This is a genomic window from Amycolatopsis sp. NPDC050768, from assembly GCF_040654155.1.
GTDB lineage: Bacteria > Actinomycetota > Actinomycetes > Mycobacteriales > Pseudonocardiaceae > Amycolatopsis.
In genome coordinates, this window is sequence record NZ_JBFAHL010000004.1 from 527,706 (window position 1) to 550,955 (window position 23,250).

Here is a 23,250-nt window from a genome sequence, read left to right on the forward strand (position 1 = left end):
GCCGTTGCGTTGACCCGCCTTGTGGCAGTCAGTGCCACATGGCTCATTGTGCCGTTCGGCCACCACTGCCAAAAGGAGAACGGGGTGTGACTTGAACCTCACCGTGCGTCGAGCCAGTCGGCACTGACTGCCAAGTGGCAGGATGACGTCCGACGGTCTGCCGAGGAGGAGCCATGTCGCTGCGCGACATCAAGATGGAGCGAACCCGCGAGTCGATCGCCGACGTCGCCTTCACCCTGTTCGAGGCAAAAGGCTTCACCGCAACGACAGTGGGTGAAATCGCCGCCGAGGCCGAGGTGGGCAGCCGCACCGTGTACCGCTACTTCCCCACGAAAGAGGAACTGGTCCTCAGCGGTTTCAAGAAGGTCTTCGACACCGCCTTGGCCGACCTCCGCGAGTGCCCGGCGGAAACGCCGATCCCGGACGTCCTGAGCGTCGTCCTCGAAAGCGTCGTGCAGTCCAACCTCGAACTGCCGAAGCAGCTCCGAGGCGCATACGAGATCATCACCACCACGCCGTCCGTCCGGGCGCATTTCGCCCAGTCCATCCGGGCCTGGGAAGCGGATCTCCGTCGCGAGGTCGCCGATCGCCTCGGCGGCCAGTCGGCCGACGTCATCGCCGGACTCGCCGTCGCGCAGACCGCCGCCGTGTTCATCCTGGCGTTCGAGGACTGGTACGCGAGCGGCGGCCGGGCCGATCTGCGCAAGCTCACCCGCACGGCGCTGGAGCTCTTGCGCGCGGAGAAGGTGCCCGTCCCCGCGCGCATGGAGTGAACGTCAGGAATCGCGCGGCGCGTCTGTGAACGTCTTTTCGCCCACCGAAGGCCGACGTTGCCGTGGAGTGGTTACGTCACATTCGGTTCGCGCAGGCGATGCAGATCCGCGTCGCCGGCAGGGCGGCGAGCCGGCCTTCGGAGATCGGGCCGCCGCAGCGTTCACAGACCTCGTAGACGCCGGCGAGCACCCGCTCGGCGGCTTGTCCGAGCTCCGCGAGCTCGTCTTGGGCTTGCCGCAGCAGTGCCTGGACCTGCGCCCGCTCGAAGGCGATGGTGGCGCCTTCCGGGTCGTGTTCGTCATCGCCACTGGTGAACTCCGAAGCCGCCACGATCTCGTCCCACCGCCGCGCCAGCGCCGAGGCCCGTCGCGAGGTCTCGGCGTGCGCCCTCTCGATCAGCTTCATCGCGGCGCGCTCATCCATGACGCAGGACCATCCTCCCCGTCACCAGCCGCCGCCTCACCACATCGATGGGTCACCGGCGAACCTCGGGAACGATCCGTACAGGTACGTCCGGGACGATACCGCCCCTCGCCCGGCTACGCGCGGCCCGTGAAGCTCGACGCCCGCGGGTGACAACACTGCCACCTGTGCCCGCTGTACCACGACGTCCTGCAGCGACCGACGTTCGAACGAGAGTGGCGGCGCCGGACGCGCGGTCGACCCGCCCGAAGGACAATCGGGTTCTAGCCTCGGTGTGGGGATTGAGCATCGGGCACGGACTCCAGCGGCGCAACGGACTCCAGCGACGCACCGGTGGTCTCGGGTCCGAACACCGCGACGATTGCGCCGGCGCCGACCCAGCACACTGCGACCGCGACGAACACTGCGGTGTAGCCCCAGGCGGTGTAGATGGCGGGGATGAGCATCGGCCCGACCACGTTGGCGAGCCGGCCGGCGCCGTAGGACACCCCGCAGCCGAAGGCGCGCGCGTGCATCGGGAACACCTCGGGGGTGTAGGTGTAGATCAACGCCACGAAGGTCTGGCTGAGCAAGGACACCAGCAGGCCGAACACGACGATCCCGGCCGGGCCCGAGCTGAATCCGTACGCGATTCCGAACGCCGCGATCACGGTCGAGGTGGCCGCCATCGTCCATTTGCGAGAGAACCGGTCGGACACCGCTCGGGCCAGCAGGGCGCCGGGGACCGCGCCGATGGTGGTGATCGCCGAGAACGTCAACGAGGTGGTCAGCGACAAGCCGTGCTCGGCCAGCAGTGCCGGAACCCACGCTGCGAAGGCATAAAACCCCAGCATCGCCAAGATCCAGGTCGCGAGCATCACCGCTGTGCGGCGACGCAGCCCCCGCCCCGCCAGCGCGGCGAGCGCCTCGAGACTCGTGTCGCGACGCCTTGCGGTGTCCTCGGCCAGGGTGAGGTGCGGATCGCCCAGCTTCGTCATGACCTCACGTGCTTCGGCGTTGCGACCGGTGTACAGCAGCCAGCGCGGCGATTCGGGCAGCCGTGCCAGCGCCGGCACCGCCAGCAGACCCAAACCGCCGACGACGAACACGATGCGCCAGCCGTCGGCACCGAGCGGAACCACGCCACGGGCCAGGAAAGCGATGGCCGGAATGCCGGCCAGGCCGACGGCCAGCGTCGTGGACTGGGCCCGGCCCCGATGGGCCGCGGGCATCGTCTCGCTGAGGAAGTTGATCGCGCACACCGTCATCGCCGACAGCCCCACCCCCGTGCAGAAGCGCAGTCCGGCCATGACCCACACGCCCGTCGCCGCGGCGGTCAGGAGGGAGAACACCGAGAACAGCGCGGTGGCCCAGGTGAGCGTGCGGCGGCGGCCGATCCGGTCACTCACCCGGCCGGCGAGGACCGCACCGCAGAACATTCCGAGAAACCCCGCCGAGGTCACCATGGCGACATCGTCCAGGCTGTACCCGGCGAATCTCTTCAACGCGGGAGCAGCGTAAGAGAACGTATTCAGGTCCGCGAACTCGAAGAACAAGACGGCGGCGACCGTCCAGACAATTCTTTTGTGCACGCGGGTCATGGCGGGACGGGCGGCCACCGGCGATTCCGTTGGCGACTGCGGCAAAGGATCACGCATGAATTTCTCCGACGTCGTTGTCTTCGATGGGGAGGGTGGTTCGAGTCACACTGCCGGAATGGAGCATCGGAAACAAGTCCTGCACGGAAATCCACAAAGGAATACGCCGATGCAATTCCGTATCTCGCCGAGCGGCCGCTCCCCGCGGATGTGTTCTGCTCGTCGGAAAGCGTACGGCTGAACCGTGCCAGGCTACCGGGGAAGGAATTGCCCGGTAGCGGGACGCAGCAGCGCCGCCAGTTCGCCGTCGATCGACACTCCCGGCGCGAGTTCTCGCACGGCGAAGTGATCGCCCCGGACGTCGAGAACGCCGATGTCCGCGATGACCGTCGTGACGCAGCCGCGTGCGGTCAGCGGGAGGCCGCAGCGGCGGACGAGTTTCAAGTTGCCGTCGCGGGTGCGGTGGGTCATCACCGCGAGCACCTTCTCGGCTCCGCTGGCGAGATCCATCGCGCCGCCGATGCCCTTGACGACCGAGCCGCCGTCGGTCCAGTTCGCCAGGTCGCCCGCCACCGAGACTTGCATGGCCCCGAGCACCGCGACGTCGATGTGCCCGCCGCGGATCATGGCGAAGGAAGTGGCCGAGTCGAAGAACGAGGCACCGTTCACCGTGGTCACGGTCTCCTTCCCGGCGTTGATCAGATCCGGGTCTTCTCGCCCCGGGGCCGGGTGGCCGCCCAGGCCCAGGATTCCGTTCTCGGAGTGCAGCACGATGGGCCGGTCCCGGACGTGGTCGGCGATCAGCGTCGGGATGCCGATGCCGAGGTTGACGTGCTGGCCGTCGCGCAGCTCGGCAGCGGCGCGGGCGGCGATCTGCTCACGGGACCACGTCATGACGCACGTTTCCCTTCCTCGGCGACTCGCGGATGCGCGACCCGCAGCCGTTCGATCGGTTTGTGCATCCGCGCGCCGACGGGCAGCACCCGCGAAACGAACACGCCGGGCAGATGAACGTCGTCGGCGCCGATAGTGCCCGCGTCCACCACCCGCACCACCTCGACGACGGCGACCCGGGCCGCCATCGCGCACAGCGGATTGAAGTTGCGCGCCGAAGCGCGGAAGCGAAGATTGCCCTGGGTGTCCGCGACCTCGGCCCGGATCAGGGCGAGATCGGCGGTGAGACTGTGCTCGAGCAGGCATTCCCGGCCACCGACCCGCTCGACCCGGCGGGCCGTGGAGTATTCGGCCACCACTCCGGCAGTGCCGTAGCGCAGCGGAATGCCGCCTTCGGCCACGGCCGTGCCGACTCCGGTCGGCGTGTAGAACGCCGGGATCCCCGCACCGCCGGCGCGCAGCTTCTCGGCCAGCGTTCCTTGCGGGACGAGGTCCACGCTGAGCGATCCCCGCAGGTATTGGCTCAGGAACACCGTGTTGTCGCCGATGTAGGAGGCCGTGATGTGGGAAACCCGCCTCGCCCGGAGCAGCTCGGTGACCGCTGAAGTGTCCGGGCCGCAGTTGTTCGTGATGAGGTGCAGGTCGGTGGCTCCCGAGTCCAGCAGCGCCTCGAGCAGAGCCGCGGGCGTTCCGCACAGCCCGAACCCGCCGAGGGCGATCGTCTGCCCGTCGGCGACCGCGGCGAGTGCGTCCGCGGCGGTGTCAACGACTTTGTTCATCGTGTTCTCCCCGGGTGGTGAGGTCCTGCCAGGCACTGGTGCCGGTCGATTCGTCGAGTGCGGTGGAGAACTCGTCGACGGCGAAACTCCGGAACCGCTGCGCCGGTTCGGTCAGCTCGACATCGACCCGCCACGCCAGCCCGACCTCGCGGTAGGCGCCGGCGTCGGTGAGCGGGACCTCGACCAGGCCCGGGACCGGTGCCGGGGCAGCCGGCACGATGGCCACCCCCAGTCCGGCTGCGACCAGACCCCGCAGGGTGCTGATGCCGGCCGCCTCGAACGCGATCCGCGGTTCGAACCCGGCCGCCCGGCACAGGTCTGCCGCCATCTGCCGCATGTAGTTGCCCACGCCCAGGGTCACGAAATCATCGCTGGCCGCAGCGGCCAACGGCACTTCGGACTCCCCGGCGAGCACATGCGTTGCCGGTACCGCCAGGACCAGCCGCTGCTGACCCAGCCGGGCGACCTCGATGTCAGGCAGGGCCGGCAGCGGGGAGGTCAAGCACAATTCGACCTGGTCTTCGCGCAAGAGTCTCAGCAGCTGATCGGCGCTGTCCTGCACGAGGGAGAACTTGATCTGCGGTGCCCCTTCGGCGAACCGGCGCAGCAACAGCGGCACCGCCTGCTCGCCCAGCGTGTGCAAGAACCCCAGCCGAAGTCGCTCGTGGGCCGTGCGGACCTGCAGATCGTCGATGGCGGTGGTCAGCACCGCGAGGGCCTGCTGCACAGGCTTCACGAACTGCTCCCCGTCGGCCGTCAGCGTCATGCCACCCTGAGCACGGGTGTACAGCCGGACCCCGAGGACATTCTCGAGCCGCGCCAAGTGGCGGGTGACCGTGGGCTGCGGCACGCCCAGCGCCGCGGCAGCCTTGGTGACCTGTCCCTCTCGCGCCACCGCGGCAAATTGCACGAACATCGGGCACAGGGTATTCAACACTGCATCCGGATTCGAATCAGGCAGCTCATTCATTTGTGAATTCCAGTTATGCAAAAATGACTTCCGGATGGTTCTGGAATCATCGTTGACCCTCGTTTCTGGCTGCTGTTAGCATCCCACTCTAGGATAACGGGACGCCGTAAGGCAATAGCCGATAACTGGCATCGAATCCGCACAGGGGCCTCCTTCCCTTGCCTGGTCCCGATTTCGAGCCGATCAAATCATTGCGACCGGGCGCGGTCTGCCGCCCGAGAAAGGAAGACAATGACGACGGAAATGCTGGGCCGGGAAGCCGACCCGATGGATCTGTTCGAGATGCACGTCGCCGCCGGTTGGACCGACGGCCTGCCGGTCATCCCGCCGACCGCCCGCCGGGTGGCCGAGTTCGTCGAGCGCAGCGGGCGCGGGGCCGACGAGGTGATCGCCGAGATCGCCCCGCTGGGCGGGGCCGCGACGACCGAAAAGATCGCCGCCAACGCCGTGATGGCCGGCTGCGCGCCGGCGCACATGCCGGTGCTGATCGCGGCGATCGAGGCCGCGACCGCACCGTCGATGAACATCGGCGGCGTCCAGTGCTCGACGCACATGGCCTCGCCGCTGCTGGTGGTGCACGGGCCGATCCGGAACGAGCTGGGCATCAACTCGGGCGCCAACGTGTTCGGCCAGGGGGTGCGGGCGAACGCGACCCTGGGCCGCGCCCTGAAACTCGCGCTGGTGAACATCGGCGGCTCGCGTCCTGGTGAGGCGGACAAGGCCACGCTGGGGCAGCCCGGGAAGTTCACGTTCTGCATCGGGGAGAACGAAGAGGAGTCCCCGTGGGCCGGCCTGCACGTCGACCGCGGGTTGCGCGCCACGGACAGCGCGGTCACGCTCTACGGCGCGGAAGGCCCGCAGAACATCAACAACCAGGCCGCGGACAATCCGTTCGACATCCTGACCACGGTCGCGAGCATGATGACCAACCTCGGGTCGAACCACATCTTCATCCAGGGCGAGAGCTTCGTGGTGCTCTGCCCCGAACACGCCCGCATCATCGCCTCGGCCGGCTGGACCAAGGCCGACGTCCAGCATTTCCTGTTCCAGAACGCCACTCGCAGTCATCGCGAGATCAAGGCCGGCGGAATCCACGGCCGCAAAACGCAGAACTACACGACCTGGCCGCGCTGGGTCGATCGCGACGACCCCGATGCCCGCATTCCGGTCACCCGCCGCGTGAATGACATCACCGTCCTCGTCGCCGGTGGTCCGGGAAGGCATTCGGCGTATCTGCCCGGCTGGGGAACCCGGTCGGTCACTCGCAAGATCGAAGGATGAAAGGTCACCACATGTCTGCTGTCATCGCCGACATCGGAAACGACGAGAAGGCCGGCGCGGCCCGGTACCTGGTCGGAACGCTCGGCCTGGTCGATCCGACCGCTACCCCCCGCACCGTCGAGACCGCCGGTGCCGCCGCGCAGCGCCTGGCTTCGCTCGCCGGCGCCCACGGTGTGCTGCTGGACAACACGAAGGGCAACGCCGGACCGCTGCTGCGCCACGTCGGCAACCTGCTCGAGAAGAAGTACGGGGTGCAGCCGATGGACATGGCTCGCAAGCTCGTCTACTCGCGCCCGGCCGATCCATCGCTGCTCGACGAGCTCTCCCAAGACTACGACTTCGTGGTCACCGGGGTCGGTGCGTGCGGGTCGTGCACGTCCGGTTGCGTGCGGGACACAGTCGAACTCGAAGCCCGCGGGATTCCCACCGCCACCATCCACACCCAGGTCTTCATGAACTCCGCGGTCGCGCACAGCGCCGCGTTCGGGCGTCCGGACCTGCGGTTCGTGGAGGTCGAGCACCCGATCGCCGCCGTCAGCGACGACGAGTTGCAGCGCCGCGCCCTCGCCCTGGTGGACTCGGTCGCCGCGGTCCTGATCGGAGACGCGGCATGAGCATCCGCGAAGACGTTGAAAAGGCCCTGGACGGGCTGCGGCAAGGGTTTCAGGCCGACGGTGCGGATCTGACCGTGGAGAACGCGACGCCGGATCAGGTCACGCTCCGGCTGGTGGGCGGGGAAGAGACGTGCTGGGAATGCATCGTTCCCCCGCAGCAGCTGCGTGACGTGGTCGGCTCCGTGTTGCGCGACAGCATCGCCGCGCAGCCGGCGGTCGAGGTGATCGACCCACGCAGCGAGTGAGGCACGGCGGCCAGGGCACCTGCGTCACGCGATCCGCGTGCGCAGGCCCCGGCCGCCGCCCGTACGTCCACCCAACCCAGCCCCGACCGGAGAAACGATTCCTGTGACCACACTCTCGGGCTCCCGTGCCGATACCCGGCAGCGGGCGCAGCCGGACCCCCACGACTTCCTCGATCTCGACTTGTCGTTGTCCGACGACGAACGCCTCATCCGGGACACCGTCCGGCAATTCGTGCGCCGTGACCTGCTCGACCGGATCCCCGCCGCTTACTCGGCCGGCCACCTGCCCGAGGGCTTTCCCGCCGCGGCCGGTGAGCTGGGTCTGCTCGGAATGCACCTGTCCGGGTACGGCTGCGCCGAAACCACCGCGGTGGCCTACGGCTTGGCCTGCCTCGAACTGGAAGCCGGTGATTCGGGGCTGCGCAGCTTCGTCTCGGTGCAGGGATCGCTGGCCATGTTCGCGATCCGGACCTACGGCAGCGAAGCACAGAAGCAGCGCTGGCTGCCCGAGATGGCGCGCGGAACCGCGATCGGCTGTTTCGGGCTGACCGAGCCGGACTCCGGCAGCGACCCGAGCTCGATGATCACCACCGCACGGTTCGAGCACGGCGAGTGGATCCTGAACGGCGCCAAGATGTGGATCACCAACGGCAGCATCGCCGACGTCGCCGTGGTGTGGGCGAAGACGCCGACCGGCGTCCGCGGGTTCGTGGTGCCCCGTGGCACCCCCGGCTTCTCAGCCCGAGACGTCGCGAACAAGATGTCGCTGCGGGCCTCGACCACTTCCGAGCTGCTCTTCCAGGACTGCCACCTGCCGGCCGAAGCCGTGCTGCCCGAGTCCGCCGGGCTACGCGCGCCGCTGTCTTGCCTGAACGAGGCGCGGTTCGGCATCGTCTGGGGCGCGGCCGGCGCCGCGCGGGCGTGTTTCGAGGCGGCCCTGGACTACGCGGGCGTGCGCACCCAGTTCGGCCGGCCGATCGCCGGGTTCCAGCTCACCCAGCAGAAGCTCGTCGTGATGGCCACCCAGGTCAACAATTCGCTGCTGCTCGCGCTGCACCTTGGCCGGCTCAAGGACGCCGGCCGGCTGCACCCGCACCAGGTCAGCTTCGGCAAGCGGCACAACGTCGCCGCCGCGCTGGAGGTCGCCCGCGAGGCCCGCACGATCCTGGGCGCCAACGGCATCACCGGCGAGTACCCCGTGATGCGGCACATGGCCAACCTCGAATCGGTCCTCACCTACGAAGGGACCGGGGAAATCCACACCCTCGTCGTCGGCCAGGCACTCACCGGCCTGAGCGCCTTCCACTGAACCCGGAGAACGATCATGAACTCGGTCCGCAACGTCATCATCGTCGGCGGCGGCCCCGCCGGCTACACCGCGGCGATCTACACCGCTCGGGCGAACCTCGCGCCGGTGGTGTTCGAAGGCAGTCAGTACGGCGGCGCGCTCATGCAGACCACCGAGGTCGAGAATTTCCCCGGTTTCGCCGACGGGATCCAGGGCCCCGAACTCATGGACACCATGCGCAAGCAAGCGGGCCGGTACGGCGCCGAACTCTTGGCCCAGGACGTGTCCGAGGTCGATCTGACGGGTGAGATCAAGACGGTCACCGCCGGCGGGCGGCAGTGGCGGGCCCGCACGGTCATCCTCGCGATGGGGTCGGCCTACCGCCGGCTGGGCCTGCCCGGCGAAGACCGACTCGCCGGGCACGGCGTTTCCTGGTGCGCGACCTGCGACGGGTTCTTCTTCCGGGACCAGGACATCGCGGTCGTCGGCGGTGGTGACTCGGCGCTGGAGGAGGCGATGTTCCTGACCCGGTTCGCCGAGACCGTGACCGTCGTGCACCGCCGAGACACACTCAAGGCGTCCAAGATCATGCAACAGCGCGCTTTCGCCGAGAGCAAGATCCGGTTCCTCTGGAACGCCGTGGTCGAGGACGTCGCCGGCACCGAACAGGTCACCGGTCTCGCGGTGCGCGACACGGTCACCGGGTCCGCCTCGACCCTGCGCGTGAGCGGCGTGTTCGTCGCGATCGGACACGAGCCCCGCAGCGACCTGGTCCGCGGCCAGGTTTCCCTCGACGAGGCCGGGTACGTGGTGACGCAGGGCCGATCGACGCGGACCGACCTGCCCGGCGTCTTCGCCTGCGGCGACCTCGTCGATCACACCTACCGGCAAGCGATCACCGCGGCCGGCAGCGGCTGCAGCGCCGCTCTCGACGTCGAACGCCACCTCGCCGGCATCGAATGACCTTGCAGTCAACCGACTCTCGTCAGGAAGTGGACATGTCCGAGAACACCACCGTAGTCACCGTCACCGACGACTCGTTCGCCGAGCTCGTCCTGAACCGCCCCGGGCCCGTCCTGGTGGATTTCTGGGCACCCTGGTGCGGGCCGTGCAAGAAGCTCGGCCCGGTGCTCGACGAAATCGCCGGGGACCACGACAGGATCACCGTGGCCAAGCTCGACGTCGACGCGAATCCGCGGTCCGCCAAGGACTTCCACGTCCTGTCGTTGCCGACCATGCTCGTGTTCCGCGACGGTGACATCGTGCACCGCATCGTGGGCGCCAAGGCGAAAACCGAGCTGCTGGACGAGCTCGACGCCGTCCTGATCTCGGGTGATGAATGAGGCCGGCAGCGGGGGAAATGGTCGGTGTGGTCGGGTGCGGCCTGATGGGCGCCGGGATCGCGGAGGTCTGCGCGCGAGCCGGGCTGGACGCGGTGGTCGCCGAATCCGGTTCCGCCGCGGTGGATGCCGGACGGCGGCGGTTGGAGGCGTCGCTCGACCGGGCCGAGCGCAAGCGGAAGATTCCCAGCGCCGCCGACGTGCTGGAGCGGATCCGGGTGGTCGACGGCCTGGACGAGCTCGCAGACCGCACGCTCGTGATCGAAGCGATCCTGGAGAACGAAGCGGCCAAGGCGCAGGTGTTCCGGCAGCTGGACAAGATCGTCGAGGCACCGGACGCGGTCCTCGCCTCCAACACGTCGTCGATCCCGATCATGAAGCTGGGCACCGCGACAACCCGGCCCGCCCACGTCATCGGGATCCACTTCTTCAACCCCGTGCCGGTGCTGCCCTTGGTGGAGCTCGTGCCGAGCCTGCTGACCGGCGAGGAGACCACGCGAGCCGCACGGGCGTTCGTCGAGGACATGCTCGGAAAGCGTTCGATCCTGGCCCAGGACAGGGCCGGGTTCGTGGTCAACGCCTTGCTGATCCCCTTCATTCTCGCGGCCATCCGGATGCTCGAGTCCGGGTTCGCCACGCGGGAGGACATCGACGAAGGGCTGGTCCGCGGTGCCGCGCACCCGCAGGGCCCGCTCGCCCTGGCGGACCTGATCGGGCTCGACACCACCCAAGCCGTGGCCGAATCGCTGTACGAGGAGTTCAAGGAACCGCTGTACGCCCCGCCGCCGCTGCTCGCCCGCATGGTGGATGCCGGCCTGCTCGGCCGCAAGAACGGCCGCGGTTTCTACACCTACGCCTGAACGGCCTCGCACGCCCGTGATCGAGAACAGGCTCACGTGGCGACTCGGTCAGGGTGCCACGACGTCGTAGGTGTTCAAGACGTGGTCGCGAAACGCGCCCACAGCCGGGATGACGCGGTCCCCCACTCGCCACATCAACGCGATCTCCCGATCGACACTGGGGATCAACGGTATCTCTGTCGCTCCGTCGGGCACAGCGTCCTCGTCGGCAGGCAGCAGCGCCACGCCCAGCCCCACGGCGACGAGCCTGCGTACGGTGTCGACCTCTTCGCCCGCGAACGCCTGCTGGGGAGTGAAGCCGGCGGCGCGGCAGAGCTCATCGGTGAACTTCCGGAAGCCGAAGCCCTCTTTGAGCCCCACGAACTGTTCGTCAGCGAGGTCGCCGACCCGGATACCCGCGCGCCGCGCCAGTGGATGGCTCGCGGGTACCGTGGCGACGACCGGCTGCTTGCCGAGGACGACCTGCGCGAGATGCGTCTCGTCGTGCCGGCGGGTCATCAATGCCAGGTCGCACTGCCCGCTCTCCAGCTGCGCGAGCACCTCGTCCCCCGATCCTTGGGACAGGACGAACCGCACGTGCGGGTGCTGGAGGCGGAACGCGCGCAACAGGTCAGGAATCCGCCGTTGTCCCATCGTGGTCAGAAAGGCGAAGTTCACCTGGCCGCGCTCGGGATCGCCTTCATTTATGACCTGGCGGCATCCACTGCGCAGGTCTGCGACGGCGGACACGGCGCTGCGCACGAGATGTTCTCCCGCACGGGTGAGTCGTACCCCGCGGCCGTGCTTCACGACGACGGGCGCACCCAGGTCGACGCCCATCTGTGCAAGCCACCTGCTGGCAGTCGGCTGCGGGATCCCCAGCCGGTCCGCTGCCTCGGTGATGTTGCACTCCGAGTGGAGCAGCGCGAGCAGCAGCAGCCGGGGCGCCAGTGCCGCCGCCATTCTGTCCACTTCGGACCTGGTGTTGGGGTGCACGTCGCGACAGTGGCGTCAGGGCTCGATGTGAACCGGACCGGGCCTGGCCGCGTGATCGCCGGCGGGTCGCTCCTCGGACACGCCGTGGCGGCGGTTGCGCGGCAGGCTGATCGTGGTGATCAGGGTGATCACCGAAAGCGCGGCGATGTACCAGCCGAACCAGTTCTCGGCGCCGGCGCTCGCCAGCGCGGTCCCGATCGTCGAGACGGTGCCGCCGAAGATCGCGATCGAGAGCGAGTAGGGGAAGCCCATTCCGGCGACGCGGAAGCGTTGCGGGAACATCTGCACGAGAACCGCGGCCATGATCGAAGTGCCGAGAGAAGTGAACAGGAGTCCGATGATCTGCGCGGCGAGGACGCCGACGAATCCCGCGGACATCAGGTGCAGGAGCGGCACGGTGCCGACCGCGGTGGAGATCGCGAACGCGTACATGATCGGGCGCGTGCCGATCCTGTCGGCGAGCAGGCCCACCAAGGGCGCGGCGACGGTGTAGACGGCCAGTCCGATCAGGCTCGCGACCATCGCCGCCGAGGCGCCGAGGTCGGTCATCACGCTCGCGTACGTGGGGAAGTAGGTCGTCCACAAGTACACGCTGCCGCCGATGCCCGCGACGAGCCCCACCGCCTGCACCGTTTGCACGGGGTGCCGGCGCATCGCCTCGAACAGCCCTGGTTTCTCCGCCCGAGTGTCCTTTCCGGACGAGGTTTCGGCCTGCTCCAGGGTTTCTTGGGACCGGTGCCGGATCCACCAGGCGACAACCGCGATGACGGCACCGAGCGCGAACGGAATGCGCCACCCGTAGCTGCGCATCGCGTCATCGCCCAGCACCCCGGCCAGCAAGGCCACCACGCCGAGCGCGACCATCTTGCCGATGCTCGAACTGACGAACATGAAACTGGAGAACAGTCCCCGCCGGTTCGCCGGCGCGGATTCGACGAGGAAGGCGGCGGCCGCGGTGTACTCGCCACCGGTGGACAGGCCTTGGAGAATGCGCGCCACGACCAGCACGATCGGTGCGCCGATGCCGATTTGCGCGTAGGTGGGGGTGATCGCGATGAGCAAGCTCGCCGCGCCCATCATCCACACACTCATGGTCATCGCCGCGCGACGGCCGTAGCGGTCCGCGAAGACACCGATCACCAGGCCGGCGATCGGCCGGACGAGGAAGCCGGCGGCGAAGACGCCGAATGCACTCAGGAGGGGCACCAGCTGAGAGCCGGACGACGAGGGGAAGAACTGACCGGCGAAGTAGATCGCCAGGTACGAGTAGATGAGGAAATCGAAGAATTCGACGAAATGGCCGACCGCGCCCGCGAGGAGTTGCCGGGCCGGGCGTCGGGCGGTGGTGGCTGAGCTTGCCATGTGTGGTCCTCCTGGCGAAGGACACTCGGTTGCGCTACGCGCTCCCCGGTGTCGACGCTGACGTGGGTGGGCTGTGCAGGCTGGTATGGCGTGAGAAGTGGCGGTGGAGCGGGCCGGCCTAGCCGGGCAACGGCGGTGGTACCCGGCGATAGGTGGCCGGGGTGTGCGACAGCTGGATCGGGCAGGCGACCTGGGGGTAGGGCGTGCCGGTGTCGGGGCACGTGATCGAGACGACGGCGTCGAGATCCAGTGAGGTGGCCAGCTCGAAGGCCTGGTTCAGGTCGTTGATCGGACTGCAGGGAACTCCGGCCCCGCGCAGGAGGTCGAACCAGTGGTCCGCCGGTGCCCGGCTCAGTGTCTGCTCGAGCTCCTTGACGAGCTGCTGCCGGTTGAGCACCCGCTGGGGGTTGGTGGCGAACCGCTCGTCGCTGATCAGGTCCGCCCGGTCGATCGACCGCGCCAGTGCCGCGAACAGCTTGTCGTTCGCGGCGGCAATGGCCAGCGGCCGGTCCGCTGTTTTCATCGTCTCGTAGGGCGCGATGCTGGGATGCCGGTTGCCCAGCGGCTTGGGGACGTGCCCGGTCGCGACGTAGGCGGAGGCCTGGTTGGCGAGCGCCGAAAGCAACGAGGAGAACAGGTTGACCTCGATGTGCTGGCCGGCACCGGTTTCGTCGCGGTGCCGGAGCGCGGCGAGGATTCCGGTGACGGCGTGCAAGCCGCAGATCACGTCGACGAGCGCGACGCCGGTCTTGATCGGCGTCGCGTCGTCGGGGCCCGTGATGCTCATGAGCCCGCCGGCCGCCTGGACGATCAGGTCGTAGCCGGGCAGGTCCGCGCCGCCCGCTGCCCCGAAGCCGCTGATCGAGCAGTACACGAGCTCAGGCCGCTCGGCGGCGAGTTGGGCGTAGCCGAGGCCGAAGCGTTCCATCGTGCCCGGACGGAAGTTCTGCACGACCACATCGGACTGTTCGATGAGCGCTCGTGCCCGGGCGCGGCCCGGCTCGGTGCCGAGGTCGACGCCTTCGACCGACTTGTTGCGGTTCGCGCCGAGGTAGTAGGTGGCCTGGCCCTCGTACCACGGCGGTCCCCACGACCGGGTTTCGTCGCCCACGCCCGGGCGTTCGATCTTGATCACTTCGGCGCCGAGGTCGCCGAGCAGCATCGTGGCGTAGGGACCGGACAGGACGCGGGTGAAGTCGGCGATGCGCAAGCCGCCGAGTGCACCGGTGCCGCTCACGTGAACGCCCCGATGCCGGTCAGCGCCTGGCCGACGGTGAGCTGGTGGATCTCGGAGGTGCCCTCGTAAGTCAGGACGGACTCGAGGTTGTTGGCGTGCCGGATCACCGGGTACTCGAGGGTGATGCCGTTCGCGGCGAGAATGGTTCGGCACTGGCGGGCGATGGCGAGCGATTCGCGGACGTTGTTCAGCTTGCCGACGCTGATCTGGTGCGGCCTGATCCGGCCGGCGTCTTTGAGCCGGCCCAGCCGCAGTGCGAGCAGCATGGCCTTGTCCAGCTCGACCGCCATGTCGGCGAGCTTGGCCTGGGTCAGCTGGAAACCGGCCAGCGGGCGGTCGAAAACCGGGCGGTTGATCGCGTAGTCGATCGCGGTTTCCAGGCATTCCCGAGCCGCTCCGGGTGCGCCGAACACGATCCCGAACCGCGCCTCGTTCAGGCAGGTCAGTGGCCCCGACAACCCGGCTGCCTCCGGCAGGACGGCGTCGGCGGGAAGCCGCACGTCCTCCAGCACAAGCTCGGACGTGACCGATGCGCGCAGCGACATCTTCCGCGTGATCTCGGGTGCGCTGAATCCCGGGGCGTCGGTGGGCACGACGAAGCCCCGGATCCGTTCGTCGGTCTGCGCCCACACCACCGCGACGTCGGCGACAGACCCGTTGGTGATCCACATCTTGGTGCCGTTGAGGATCCAGTCGTCGCCGTCTCGTTTGGCGTTGGTGCGCATGCCCGCGGGGTTGGAGCCGTAGTCGGGCTCGGTCAGGCCGAAGCACCCGATGGCCCGGCCGGCGGCCAGCTCGGGGAGCCACCGGCCCTTCTGCTCCTCGGAGCCGAAGCGGTGGATGCCGAACATGGCCAAGGATCCTTGGACCGAGACCAGGCTGCGGATCCCCGAGTCGGCCGCCTCCAGTTCGTGGCACGCCAATCCGTAGGCAGTGGCGCTCGTGCCCGCGCAGCCATACCCCTGCAGGTGCATGCCCAGCACGCCGAGCTCGCCCAGTTCCCGGGCGAGGTCGCGAATCGGCAGGTGCGCCTGCTCGAACCAGGTCGCCATGTGCGGCCGCACCCGGTCGTCGCAGAAGCGCCGCACGGCGTCGCGGATGTCCTTTTCCTCGTCACCGATTTCCTCGTCGAGTGCCAGGAGATCCAGTGGTCGGACGGGGCTGGGGGCAGTCATCACACACTCCCTGAGGTCGATGCCGCCGGTTCGGCGAGCTCGGAGGCCGGCACGAGGTCATGGGCGAGCTCCTCGAGCCACCGCTCGGCGTCGAGCGCGGCCATGCACCCACTGCCGGCCGAGGTGATCGCCTGGCGGTACACCGGGTCCTGCACGTCGCCGCAGGCGAACACGCCCGGCACGGTGGTGGCCGAGCCGCAACGGGTGACGAGGTAACCGAGGTCGTCCAGCTCCAGCTGCCCGTCGAAGACCGCGGTGTTGGGCAGGTGGCCGATGGCCAGGAACAGGCCGGTGACCGGAAGAACGTCGTGGCTGCCGGTCGTGGTGTCACGCAGCCGCACGCCCTCGAGACGATCGTTTCCGACGAACTCGTCGAGGACGCTGTTCCACCGCACCGTGATCTTGGGCTCTCGCTCAGCCCTCGCCTGCAGGATCTTCGAAGCCCGGAGCTCGTCGCGGCGGTGGATGATCGTGACCGAACGCGCGAACCTCGACAGGAACAGCGCCTCCTCCAGCGCGGAGTCTCCCCCGCCGACGACGGCGATGTCGTGGCCGCGGAAGAAGAATCCGTCGCACGTGGCGCAGGTCGACACGCCGCGCCCGACGAGGTCCTGCTCGCGGGGAAGCCCGAGCATCCTGGTTCGCGAACCGGTCGCGACGATCACCGAGCGCGCGCTGAACGCACCGGCGTCGCCGCTGACCTCGACGTGGAACGGCGATCGGTCCAGTTTGACCCGGGCGGCTTTGCCCGGAACGAGACGAGCACCGAACTTGGTGGCCTGCTCGCGCAGATCCGTGATCAGTTGCGGGCCGGTCACCCCGTTCGGGAATCCCGGGTAGTTCTCCACGTCGGTGGTCAGCATCAGCTGGCCGCCGGGCTGGTCCGAAGTGGAGGACGGCTCGCCCTCCAGAACCACCACCGTCAAGGCGGCCCGTGCGGTGTAGATCGCGGCGGTGAGGCCGGCCGGCCCGCCACCCACGATCAGAACGTCGGTTTGGTCTGTCATCTCGACTCCGATCCGAGGTCAGGCGCCGGCGGCCGGACGCGCGCCGGTGACCCAGATCGACAGGGCCTGCGGGGCCACTTCGCGGGCCCGGCCGCTCAACAGGTCCGGAGCGAGCGACGAGATGGGGTGGGTGATCACGACCGGCTCCAGATCGTCCATCCCGTGCGCACGCTTCTGCAGAGTCGCTTCGCGCTCGAACTCGGTGGTCACGATGACCGCGGCGGGAAGACCACGCAGCTCCATCTGGATGCCGTCGTTGACGCAGGAGGACGTGCACGAGCCGCAGTCACCGATCGCGGTGAGCACGATGTCGTTCTCGGCCGCGATCCGGTCGAGCAGGGCCGGCTCGGCGTCGGAGGAGAAGTGGTGCTTGTCGTAGAAGTTCACGATGTCGAATTTCGCGCCGAGCTCTTCCATCTGGGCCACGGACTGGCGCAGCAGCTTGGAGGCGTTCCACTTCGTGTTGTTGAGGACGGCCAGCCGGCTGCCCTTGATCTCCGGTACGCGGGGGGCGCATTCCTGCGCTGCGGCCTCAACGCTGCCGGTCGGATCGAAGGTGATGAAAGAATCCATGTCGGTCGTTCTCCGTTCGGGTGCGGTGGATGGCGTGGCGGTCGGCGTCAGAGGCGGCAGGTGCCGTCGGAACAGTCCGGCCCGTCAGCCAGCTTCGGGAGTTCGCCCTGGACGTTCTCGATCGGCTGCAGCACCGGCACCGTGGCCCGGCTCCACCCGGGCAGGACCGCCGAGAAGCGGCCGGCGAGGCCACCCGCGACGAAGAGGTGCAGGTCGTCGGGCGTCTCCACGATCGGGGCCGGCGAATCGAGATCGCGGCGGTACCACTTGGGCAGATTGCGGTTGTAGACCTTGCCGTGGCGGTGGTTGTGCGCGATCTCGCCGAACCTGTTCGCGCTGTTCATCCACAGGTAGCTGCGCACGTCGTGCCGCGTCCAACCGTGCTTGTTGATCGTTTCCGCGTGCTCCGGGCCGATGACGATCGTGCAGCTGCCGCCGAGCACGCTGTTGTTGTGCGCGATGGTGCGCATGCCGGAGGCGATGCTGTCGAGGATGCCCTCGGGGTCGTCCGACACGTGGTTGGTCACACTGTGCGGAGCCTCGGCCGCGATCGCGAACACCGTGCTGTCTTCCGGGGCGAAGCCGTGCTCGACGTGGTACGGAGCCCACGGGCTCGCTTCCTCGTTTTCGGCGATGCAGAACGTGTACTTGCCCGGGTGCCCCAGCGTGCTCTTGTCGAGGTCACCGGGGACTCCCCCGCCGACCGCGAGCATGACGAGCCGGATCGCGCGGCCGATCGTCGCGTTGGCCCGGTTGCCGGACCCGAAGACGTTGCCTCCGGAGTTCATGCCGATCGCGGTGCGGATCGGTCCGTTGACCACCAAGAGTGGTGAGGTGACGTGCGTGGTCGCCTGCAGGCCGTTGAGGTTGAAGCGCGGTTCGCAGACGGCGTGCACCGCGGCCTTCACCACCGGCGCGTACTCGGGCTTGCATCCAGCCAGAACCATGTTCACCGCGAGCACCTGGCGGGTCAGGGTTCCCCACCGGGGCGGAACCCGCCCCTCGACCACCGAACCGTCACCGCCCAGCGCCTCGACCATCTGCTCGACCAGTTCGGGAGTCGGCGGGACAACCGGAAGCCCGTCGCTCCACGGCTGCTCGAAGTAGTGCTCCACGAGCCCGGCGGCGCTTCGCTCTTCCTGGGCCAGCGTCATGACTGCCTGCCTTCACACGTCGTTGTTGTGGGTCTGTCTCGAACGCTAGAAGCGGCCTATCATTGCGTCTAGTGAAAGATTTTCTTCAAATCAGTTCCCTGTAGGAATGAGTCCTCAATGGAGCTTCGAGACCTGGAGGTCTTCCTCGCGTGCGCCCGCTCCGAGCACTTCGGACGGGCGGCCGACGCCCGGCACATGTCACAGTCGGCGGTCAGCAAGGCCGTGGGCCGAGTCGAAGAGGAGCTGGGAATCCCGTTGTTCGACCGGCAAGGGAGAGTCGTGCGGCTCAACCGCTACGGCGAACTGTTCCGCGCACACGTGGAAGACGCGATGCGGTCACTGGAGGCAGGTCGTGCTGCCGTCACGGACGCGACAGACCCCGAGCGTGGAGAAGTAGCCCTGGCCTTCGTGCCCAGCCTCGGACCGATCTTGATCCCAGGATTGGTCCAGAAGTTTCGCACCACCTTTCCCGCGGTCAGGTTCCTGCTGTCCCAAGGCGGTGCGGAACACGTTGTCGCGATGCTCGAGAGCGGGCAGGTCGATCTCGGTCTCACCTCACCCGATCCGGCTCGCCCGGGCGTCGAGTGGACTCCACTGTGGACCGAGCGACTGGTGCTGGTGACCCCTCCGGGCGAACCCACGGGCGGAGGCGAGGGACCGGTTCGGCTGCGCGACGTGGCGGACCGCCCCTTCGTCGCGCTCAAAACCGGTTACGGTCTGCGCCAGATCACCGACGCCCTCTGCGCCGAGGCCGACGTCCGGCCGAGGATCGTGTTCGAAGGAGCCGACGTACCGACTGTGCGCGGGCTGGTGGGCGCCGGCCTCGGCATCGCAGTCCTGCCACCGGCCGTCGGGCCGGAGAGACGCTGGAGTCCGCCCGAGACCGAGCTGGCCGACTCCGGTGCCCAGCGCACGATCGGGATCGCCCGAGTCCGCGGCCGTTACCTCCCCGTCGCGGCTCACCGGCTTCGAGAGCTGCTGATCGAGGAACATTTCCATCTGCTGAGGACACAGTTCAGCGACGGAGCAATAGATGAACCGTGACGGCAGGTTCCATCGGCACGGCGGGTCCGTCGCGGCCGTTGGCCTCAGGGACGCGACGCGAGCGCCAGATCGACCGCGGCTTCGGCGTGCGCGAGCGTCGTGTCGATGACGGGCACGGCACTGTCCTGAGGTTCGACGAGCAATCCGAACTCGGTGCAGCCGAGGATGATCACCTCGGCGCCGCGACCCACCAGGTCGGCGATCGCCGCAGTGAACTTGCGTCGGGTCCCGGGCAGGAAGATGCCCTTGGCCAGCTCCTCGTACAGGGCATTGTGCACGTTCTCCGCGTGGTCGCCCTCGGCAACCAACACCTCGCGACCGTACTTTTGCCGCAGTCGGTCAGTGAAATAGCTGCCGGCCATGGTATAGCGGCTTCCGAGCAACCCGACGGTGCGAAATCCTCCTTCGAGCACCTTGCGAGCCGCCGGGTCCACGATGTGGACGAACGGCAACCCGACGGCCGCCTCCACCTGATCGGCGGCCGTGTGCACGGTGTTGCACGCAATCAGAAAAAAATCCGCCCCCGCGGCTTTCAGCACCTTGCCCTGGATGGCCAGCAGATCGCCGACCCGATCCCAGCGACCGAGCCGCTGATGGTGCTCCATCTCCTCGAAGTCGGTCTGGGCCAGCACGACGTTCGCACTGTGCAGCCCACCGTCGCCAAGACGCCGGCTGACCAACTCGTTGATGACACGGTAGTACACGATCGAACTCGGCCAGGCGAGGCCGCCGACGATCCCGATCTTTTTCATTCCGACACTCCTGTGTGGACGGCTTCCCGGCCGCCGAGTCGCGTTCAGCGAAGATCTCCGAGATGACCTGCTCGTCACGAAGCGATGTCGACCGTGGGATCCAGTCGAACGTCGATCACCAAGGGGCCACCGAGGTTCTCGGTCAGACTCTCGACCTCGTCCAGCTCTTCCAGCTTTCTGATGGAAACCGCTCGCGCGCCCAGTCCCTGCGCCACACCGCGGATATCGGGCCAGGACATGAAGGAATGCGCGGGGTCGATGCCGTATGCCGTCAGTTTGTGGTACTCGGCCCCGTACGCGCCGTCGTTGAACACCAAGACGATGAGCGGGAGGTTTTCGCGTACCGCGGTGGCCAGTTCCGCTGGATTCATCATGAAACCGCCGTCGCCGATGGCACAGACAGTCGGCTCGTCGGGACGAGCGAACGCCATACCCACGGCGCCGGCCAAGCCCAGACCGACGGCCCCGAAGCCGCCCATCGCGGTGAAACCACGAGGATCGGGAACGTGGATGTACGGCCACGCCGCATGCACGAACCGGCCGCTGTCACTCACCATGTTCCGCCGAGCCGGCAGCAGGCCGTCCAGGCGGATGGCCGCGGTTCGGATGTCGACGGTGTCATGGCCCGAAGTGTCGGCGAAGTCCACACCGGGCTCGAATTCGGACAGTCCTGTTCGGATCTTCTCCAGCCACGCCCGGTTCGGCGCATGACCGCTCTCGCCCAATGCGGCAGCCATCGCCGAGGCCACTTCGCGGGCGTCGCCGACGACGGTCTCCGCAACCGCCGTGTACCAGCCGAACCGGTTCGGATCGTGATCGATCTGGACGATTTTCTTCCCGGCGAAGAGCTCGCCCCGAGAGGAGGTGTACACGTTGAGGCTCGCGCCGAAGGCGATGATGCAATCGGATTCGGCGAGTGCCGTGACGGCGGGGCCGTGTGCGAGGCTGCCGCAGATTCCCAGATTTGCCGGATGCCCGACGAACAAGTCCTTCGCCAGCACCGATGTCGCGAGTGGGGCCGCGAGAACGTCGGAGAGCGCCGTCAGCGATTCGCGCGCGCCCGACACGACCGCGCCCCGGCCGGCGAGCACGACCGGCCGGTTCGACGCCGCGACAAGCCCGAGCGCCGAGTCGAGTTGCTCCGCGCCGGGAGTGGCCGTGGCGTGCCGGACAGGCGGTTGAACGGCCTGGAGATCCTCGATGTCCGACTGCAGCATGCGGTGCGGAATGTTGAGCACGACCGGCCGCCGGTCGGCCAGAGTTCGCCGCAGCGCCCGTTCGAGGTCGCGGATCAGCGTCTCCGGCCGATAGACGCGCTCATAGCCGGCGTCCGCCGTCGCGGCGAAGGCCGACAGGTCAAGCCGCTGGAAATGTGTCGGCTCCGGGGGCGTGTCGCCGGTGAGGACCAGTACGGAGCTACGGCTTCGCGCCGCCTCCACGAGCGAGGTCATCGTATTGGTCAATCCGGGCCCATGCGTCACCGTCGCGATCCCGACCCGGCCGGTGGCCCGTGACCAGCTGTCGGCCATGGCGACCGCGCCGCTCTCGTGCGCAGCGGCGACGAACTTTCCACCGCGCTCCCGGAACTCCGCCACGTAGGCCATGTTCGCGTCGCCCATCACACCGAACATCGGACGGATCTCCAGATCGACCAATGCCGCGGCAAGGGCCCGGTAGAGCTGCATGTCACTTCCCTCGTGGGCTGCGGAGATTCGCGGGTCAGCCGAGGCTCCGTGTCCCCCGCCGGCTACCCCGACGCTAACCGCCGCAAAGTTATCCGTCCAAGACAGATGCGGTCTTCTCTCATATCCTGTGGATATGACCATGGCCGATCCCGAGATGCGCCTCCTTCGGTACTTCGTCGCGGTCGCGGAGGAACGTCACTTCGGCCGAGCGGCCGAGCGCTTGCACATCGCGCAGCCGCCGCTGAGCCAGCAGATCCGCAAGCTGGAACACCAGCTCGGCGTCGAACTCATCGATCGCTCGCGCCGGCCCATCGAACTCACCGACGCCGGCGAGGCGCTTTTCCAGGAAGCACGCCTTGCCCTCGTGCACAGTGAGCGGGCGTTCGCAGCAGCCCGCAGGGCGGCGACCGGACACCTCGGCCACGTTCGGATCGGCGCCTTGCAGGCGGCGGTCAACAGCATGCTGTCCTACGTCATCCGCGAGCATCGCCGCGAGTATCCCGACGTCACGCTCGACCTGGCCGAGCTGGGCACCCGTGAGCAGACGGCTCAGCTCCTCGAACACAAACTCGACATCGGCTTCCTCCGCGGCCCCGTCGACGAACCCACTCTCACCGTCGAGACCCTCATCGAGGACCCGTTGGCCGCGGTTGTACCGGACGAACACCCGCTCGGCAGCGCGGGCCTGATCGATCCCGCGCTCCTCGCCGACGAGCCACTGGTCCTCTGGACCCGAACCCCGGCCACCACAATGTTCGCCGATGTCGTCGAGCTGTTCCGCCGGCACGACATCCAGCCCCGTGTCGCCGTGGAATCCTCACGAATCCAGACCATTCTCGCCCTGGTGGCAGCAGGCACCGGCATCGCGGTCCTACCGACTTCCTTCGTCAACCTCGGCCGCCACGGAGTCCGCTTCATCCCGCTGCGGGAACCGCTCCCGTACCGGCCGCTCGCCCTCGCCTGGCGCACCGACGACCAATCCCCGAGTCTCACCGGCTTCGTCACCGTCGCCCGGAAGGCGACATCCGACTATCTGGTGGACCTGATCCGGCGGCACCCCCAGCTCCGAACAGCGCGGACTTCGCACCCGGACCACGGGGGCAAGACCTGACCATCAGGACGAGGGAAGACGCACTTGCTGCCGTTGACGTAGGTGGCGCTGTCGTATCGGCTGATCGTGGTCGGCGAGGCACTCAAGTCGGGGCGCTGCAGGGGTGCTTCGAGCGCGAAGCAGAGGCCCG

General features: G+C 68.1%; 24 protein-coding genes. 10 read left to right on the forward strand and 14 right to left on the reverse strand.

What is annotated here, in order from left to right:
* The first annotated feature begins 173 nt into the window (after nucleotides 1-173).
* Nucleotides 174-773, forward strand: a complete 600-nt coding sequence (locus AB0H62_RS15635) for a TetR/AcrR family transcriptional regulator (protein WP_220242393.1) — start codon at nucleotides 174-176, stop codon at nucleotides 771-773.
* Nucleotides 774-849: 76 nt separating this feature from the next.
* Here the strand turns inward: AB0H62_RS15635 and AB0H62_RS15640 are convergent, their stop codons facing one another.
* From AB0H62_RS15640 to AB0H62_RS15660, 5 genes are all read right to left on the reverse strand, one after another.
* Nucleotides 850-1,197 (reverse strand): TraR/DksA C4-type zinc finger protein, encoded by a 348-nt coding sequence (locus tag AB0H62_RS15640; protein WP_255638212.1) that lies wholly within the window; start codon nucleotides 1,195-1,197, stop codon nucleotides 850-852.
* A 263-nt stretch (nucleotides 1,198-1,460) separates the two neighbouring features.
* A complete protein-coding gene (locus AB0H62_RS15645) occupies nucleotides 1,461-2,795 on the reverse strand; it encodes an MFS transporter (protein ID WP_220242394.1) in 1,335 nt (444 codons plus the stop codon).
* Nucleotides 2,796-3,026: 231 nt separating this feature from the next.
* Nucleotides 3,027-3,668 (reverse strand): 3-oxoacid CoA-transferase subunit B, encoded by a 642-nt coding sequence (locus AB0H62_RS15650; protein ID WP_220242395.1) that lies wholly within the window; start codon nucleotides 3,666-3,668, stop codon nucleotides 3,027-3,029.
* On the reverse strand, nucleotides 3,665-4,447 hold the full coding sequence (locus AB0H62_RS15655) for a 3-oxoacid CoA-transferase subunit A (RefSeq protein WP_360586581.1): 783 nt from the start codon (nucleotides 4,445-4,447) through the stop codon (nucleotides 3,665-3,667). The genes AB0H62_RS15650 and AB0H62_RS15655 overlap by 4 nt, the downstream gene beginning before the upstream one ends.
* Entirely contained in the window at nucleotides 4,431-5,417 is a 987-nt protein-coding gene (locus AB0H62_RS15660) for a LysR family transcriptional regulator (RefSeq protein WP_220242397.1), read from the reverse strand. Before AB0H62_RS15660 ends, AB0H62_RS15655 begins: the two co-directional genes overlap by 17 nt.
* Nucleotides 5,418-5,648: 231 nt before the next feature.
* Here AB0H62_RS15660 and AB0H62_RS15665 point away from each other — a divergent pair, with 231 nt between their 5' ends.
* The 7 genes from AB0H62_RS15665 (at nucleotide 5,649) to AB0H62_RS15695 (ending at nucleotide 11,045) form a co-directional block, all read left to right on the forward strand.
* Nucleotides 5,649-6,698 carry a hypothetical protein gene (locus AB0H62_RS15665; protein ID WP_220242398.1) on the forward strand — a complete coding sequence of 350 codons (1,050 nt, stop codon included), beginning with the start codon at nucleotides 5,649-5,651 and terminating at the stop codon, nucleotides 6,696-6,698.
* A gap of 11 nt (nucleotides 6,699-6,709) precedes the next feature.
* A complete protein-coding gene (locus AB0H62_RS15670) occupies nucleotides 6,710-7,312 on the forward strand; it encodes a UGSC family (seleno)protein (protein ID WP_220242399.1) in 603 nt (200 codons plus the stop codon).
* Nucleotides 7,309-7,557: a NifU family protein gene (locus AB0H62_RS15675; RefSeq protein ID WP_220242400.1), complete on the forward strand. Its 249-nt coding sequence runs from the start codon at nucleotides 7,309-7,311 to the stop codon at nucleotides 7,555-7,557. The genes AB0H62_RS15670 and AB0H62_RS15675 overlap by 4 nt, the downstream gene beginning before the upstream one ends.
* Before the next feature lie 103 nt (nucleotides 7,558-7,660).
* Nucleotides 7,661-8,866 carry an acyl-CoA dehydrogenase family protein gene (locus tag AB0H62_RS15680; protein ID WP_360586585.1) on the forward strand — a complete coding sequence of 402 codons (1,206 nt, stop codon included), beginning with the start codon at nucleotides 7,661-7,663 and terminating at the stop codon, nucleotides 8,864-8,866.
* A gap of 15 nt (nucleotides 8,867-8,881) precedes the next feature.
* Nucleotides 8,882-9,808, forward strand: a complete 927-nt coding sequence (gene trxB / locus AB0H62_RS15685) for a thioredoxin-disulfide reductase (RefSeq protein ID WP_360586587.1) — start codon at nucleotides 8,882-8,884, stop codon at nucleotides 9,806-9,808.
* Between the two features lie 35 nt (nucleotides 9,809-9,843).
* On the forward strand, nucleotides 9,844-10,188 hold the full coding sequence (gene trxA / locus AB0H62_RS15690; protein WP_360586588.1) for a thioredoxin: 345 nt from the start codon (nucleotides 9,844-9,846) through the stop codon (nucleotides 10,186-10,188).
* The gene (locus tag AB0H62_RS15695) at nucleotides 10,185-11,045 is read left to right on the forward strand and encodes a 3-hydroxybutyryl-CoA dehydrogenase (protein ID WP_360586590.1); all 861 of its coding nucleotides are present in this window, start codon (nucleotides 10,185-10,187) and stop codon (nucleotides 11,043-11,045) included. Before trxA ends, AB0H62_RS15695 begins: the two co-directional genes overlap by 4 nt.
* A gap of 48 nt (nucleotides 11,046-11,093) precedes the next feature.
* On the opposite strand, the gene AB0H62_RS15700 is transcribed toward AB0H62_RS15695, so the two are convergent.
* The 7 genes from AB0H62_RS15700 to AB0H62_RS15730 form a co-directional block, all read right to left on the reverse strand.
* Nucleotides 11,094-11,987, reverse strand: a complete 894-nt coding sequence (locus AB0H62_RS15700) for a LysR family transcriptional regulator (RefSeq protein WP_360586592.1) — start codon at nucleotides 11,985-11,987, stop codon at nucleotides 11,094-11,096.
* Nucleotides 11,988-12,035: 48 nt separating this feature from the next.
* Nucleotides 12,036-13,382 (reverse strand): MFS transporter, encoded by a 1,347-nt coding sequence (locus AB0H62_RS15705; RefSeq protein ID WP_360586594.1) that lies wholly within the window; start codon nucleotides 13,380-13,382, stop codon nucleotides 12,036-12,038.
* Between the two features lie 118 nt (nucleotides 13,383-13,500).
* Entirely contained in the window at nucleotides 13,501-14,619 is a 1,119-nt protein-coding gene (locus AB0H62_RS15710; RefSeq protein WP_360586596.1) for a CoA transferase, read from the reverse strand.
* Complete coding sequence (locus tag AB0H62_RS15715) at nucleotides 14,616-15,794, reverse strand: acyl-CoA dehydrogenase family protein (protein ID WP_360586598.1); 1,179 nt, start codon at nucleotides 15,792-15,794, stop codon at nucleotides 14,616-14,618. Before AB0H62_RS15715 ends, AB0H62_RS15710 begins: the two co-directional genes overlap by 4 nt.
* Entirely contained in the window at nucleotides 15,794-16,801 is a 1,008-nt protein-coding gene (gene trxB / locus AB0H62_RS15720; protein WP_360586600.1) for a thioredoxin-disulfide reductase, read from the reverse strand. Before trxB (AB0H62_RS15720) ends, AB0H62_RS15715 begins: the two co-directional genes overlap by 1 nt.
* Before the next feature lie 18 nt (nucleotides 16,802-16,819).
* A complete protein-coding gene (locus AB0H62_RS15725) occupies nucleotides 16,820-17,374 on the reverse strand; it encodes a UGSC family (seleno)protein (RefSeq protein WP_360586602.1) in 555 nt (184 codons plus the stop codon).
* Between the two features lie 47 nt (nucleotides 17,375-17,421).
* Nucleotides 17,422-18,528, reverse strand: a complete 1,107-nt coding sequence (locus AB0H62_RS15730; RefSeq protein WP_220242411.1) for a hypothetical protein — start codon at nucleotides 18,526-18,528, stop codon at nucleotides 17,422-17,424.
* Between the two features lie 117 nt (nucleotides 18,529-18,645).
* Here AB0H62_RS15730 and AB0H62_RS15735 point away from each other — a divergent pair, with 117 nt between their 5' ends.
* A complete protein-coding gene (locus AB0H62_RS15735) occupies nucleotides 18,646-19,572 on the forward strand; it encodes a LysR family transcriptional regulator (RefSeq protein WP_220242412.1) in 927 nt (308 codons plus the stop codon).
* Nucleotides 19,573-19,616: 44 nt separating this feature from the next.
* On the opposite strand, the gene AB0H62_RS15740 is transcribed toward AB0H62_RS15735, so the two are convergent.
* Both AB0H62_RS15740 and AB0H62_RS15745 read right to left on the reverse strand, forming a co-directional pair.
* Nucleotides 19,617-20,324: an amino acid racemase gene (locus AB0H62_RS15740; RefSeq protein ID WP_220242413.1), complete on the reverse strand. Its 708-nt coding sequence runs from the start codon at nucleotides 20,322-20,324 to the stop codon at nucleotides 19,617-19,619.
* Nucleotides 20,325-20,398: 74 nt separating this feature from the next.
* Nucleotides 20,399-22,009 carry a thiamine pyrophosphate-binding protein gene (locus AB0H62_RS15745; RefSeq protein ID WP_220242414.1) on the reverse strand — a complete coding sequence of 537 codons (1,611 nt, stop codon included), beginning with the start codon at nucleotides 22,007-22,009 and terminating at the stop codon, nucleotides 20,399-20,401.
* A gap of 133 nt (nucleotides 22,010-22,142) precedes the next feature.
* Here AB0H62_RS15745 and AB0H62_RS15750 point away from each other — a divergent pair, with 133 nt between their 5' ends.
* The gene (locus AB0H62_RS15750) at nucleotides 22,143-23,120 is read left to right on the forward strand and encodes a LysR family transcriptional regulator (RefSeq protein ID WP_220242415.1); all 978 of its coding nucleotides are present in this window, start codon (nucleotides 22,143-22,145) and stop codon (nucleotides 23,118-23,120) included.
* Nucleotides 23,121-23,250 lie beyond the last annotated feature (130 nt).